We start from the raw sequence: 2,512 nt of genomic DNA on the forward strand, positions 1-2,512 counted from the left end.
GCGCTGGAGGGAGGTGGGGGTGTCGCCTGCTCGGCTGCTTCCGAGCCGGCTTTAGCGGTGCCGCCCTCGTCCCGTCGCCTTGCCGTAAGATGCGCGGGCCATGGCCCCGTCCGTCCTGTTGATGCTGGCGCTCGCCGCGCCCGCCGCGTCCGTCCCCAACTTCTCCACAGCCGAGCGTCCCAGCACCGCGCTCCTCCTCGACGCGGGCACGGCCTCCGTGCGCTCCGTCATCCGGAACGTCAGTGCCGAGCAGACTGGCGCGGCGGGTGTCGCGTCGATGATGGGGGCTGCGCGTGAGACGTTCGCGGGGACGCGGATGCTCGATGTGGCGGGCCTTGCGTCCGTGAAGGCCGGAGCGAACCTCCAGCGCGCTGCCGAGGCAGGGACCGATCAGCTCAGCGCGGCGGGACTCGCCTCGGTGAAGGCTGGGGCGAACCTCCAGCGCGTGGCCCAGGCAGGGGCCGATCAGCTCAGCGCGGCGGGACTCGCCTCGGTGCGGTCAGCGGTGGGAGGTGCGCAGGCCACGCGAGGAGGCTCGCGACAACTCAGTGCAGCGGGTCTCGCGTCCGTGAAGGCCGTGGCGAGCGGTCCACACACGTCTGCGCTGGGCTCTGCGCAGCTCACGAACGCGGGACTCGCCTCCGTGCAGGCCGTGGCGAGCAGTACGCGCACGTCCGCGCTGGGCTCCGCGCAGCTTACGAACGCGGGACTCGCCTCTGTGCAGGCTGTCGCGAGGAATCCTTCATCCGTGCTCACGGTGGCCGCGCCGATGTCTGGCAATGGGGGCATCGTGCAGGTCGCGGGCATCGCGCCGCGCCCGGCCTCCTCCGGTGTGACCTTCGCCAACGGCACGGCCTCGGCCGTCTCGATGAGAATGCCCGCCGGCATGGCGGCGTCTGCCTCCGCACCTGCCCCGGGCGCGTCGTCGAACACGATGCCCGCGACGGGCACTGCCTCCGCGAGGGCTGCGATTCCTTCCGTCACGAGCACCGGCTCCGCGATGCCCGCGACGCCGCCCACGGGCTCCGCCTCCGCTCAGAGCGCGATGCCCTCCGACACGGGCACCGCGCCCTCGTCCACGACCCTCTCCGAGGCAGGCCGCATCGCCGTGGACGCCAGTGTCGCGGCCCTGCGCGCCGCCGCCGTGGCGATGCATGAGAAGTCCGGCACCGCGCCCGGCCTCATCGCCGTGGGTGACCCGGACGCGCACTACGCTCGGGGCGTGGAAGCCCTCAAGTCCAAGGACGGCCCCACCGCCATCGCGGAGCTGTCCGCGTGCGTCCAGGCCGCGCCCTCCCGCGCCGACTGCCGCTGGGAGCTGGGCTGGGCCTACTCCCTCGACGGCCGCTGGTCGGAGACGCTCACGCAGTGGACGCAGGTGCGCGCGCTCAAGCCGGACCAGCCCGACCTGGAGGGTGCGCTCACCCAGGCCCGCAGCCAAGCAGCGCTCCAGGCCCGGCTCGCGCAGCCCGTGGACGGCACGCCCCGCCCTCCCCCGCCTCCGGGCGCGAAGGTGCGCATCCGCGCCACCGGGGACCTGATGCTCGGCACCACCGTGCCGGAGGGCTACCTGCCCCCCGAAGGTGGCGCCAGCGTCATCGCCAGCGTGCGCCCGCTGCTGGAGGACGCGGACCTCACCTTCGTCAACCTGGAGGGCCCGCTGTGCGACACAGGCCGCACCACCAAGTGCCGCTCGCCCGCCAACTGCTACGCGTTCCGCTCCCCCACCTCGTTCGGCCAGTACATCAAGGACGCGGGCGTGGACGTCGTCTCCACCGCCAACAACCACTCCGGTGACTTCGGCGAGGAGTGCCGCCGCACCACCGAGTCCACCCTGGACGCGCTGGGCATCGCGTGGAGCGGGCCGCCGGGCAGCGTGGCCACGATGGAGCGCAACGGCCTGAAGATTGGCCTCGTCGCCTTCCACACGTCGGCCGGGTGCAACCACCTGAACAACCTGCCCAACGCCACCGCGCTGGTGAAGCAGGTGGCCGCCACGCACGACATCGTCGTCGTCTCCTTCCACGGCGGTGCCGAGGGCGGCAAGGCCCTGCACGTGCCCCAGGGCAGGGAGATGTTCTTCGGCGAGGACCGCGGCGACCTGCGCGTCTTCACCCACGCGGTGGTGGACGCGGGCGCGCACCTGGTGCTCGGCCATGGACCGCACGTCGCGCGAGCCATGGAGTTCTACCAGGGCCGCCTCATCGCCTACTCGATGGGCAACTTCGCCACCTACGGCCGCTTCAACCTCAAGGGTCCCCAGGGCCTGGGCATGGTGCTGGAGGTGGAGTTGGACGGCCAGGGCCGCTTCTCCAACGGCCGCATCCTCCCCACGAAGCAGGTGGGCGAAGGCATCACCCAGCCGGACCCGGCCGGAAACGTCGTCTCCCTGGTGCGCAAGCTCTCCCAGGAGGACTTCCCCGACACGGGCGCCCGCATCGCCGACGACGGCCGCCTGTCTCCGCGCCAGGCCCCGGTGACGGCCGCTGGCTCCGCGCCGTAGCTCCCCGCC

Annotated in this window: 1 protein-coding gene; it reads left to right on the top strand. The window is 72.7% G+C overall.

Features of this window, described 5'->3' with window-relative positions; all coding sequences use genetic code 11:
* The first annotated feature begins 868 nt into the window (after nt 1–868).
* Entirely contained in the window at nt 869–2,503 is a 1,635-nt protein-coding gene (locus D7V88_RS40610) for a CapA family protein (protein ID WP_443651672.1), read from the top strand.
* The last annotated feature ends 9 nt before the right edge of the window (nt 2,504–2,512 follow it).

Source organism: Corallococcus terminator, from assembly GCF_003611635.1.
Lineage (GTDB): Bacteria > Myxococcota > Myxococcia > Myxococcales > Myxococcaceae > Corallococcus > Corallococcus terminator.

What these genes read in the sequence shown, in the direction of transcription:
- D7V88_RS40610 (WP_443651672.1), top strand. Translation starts at nt 869, where the DNA reads ATGAGAATGCCCGCCGGCATGGCGGCGTCTGCCTCCGCACCTGCCCCG.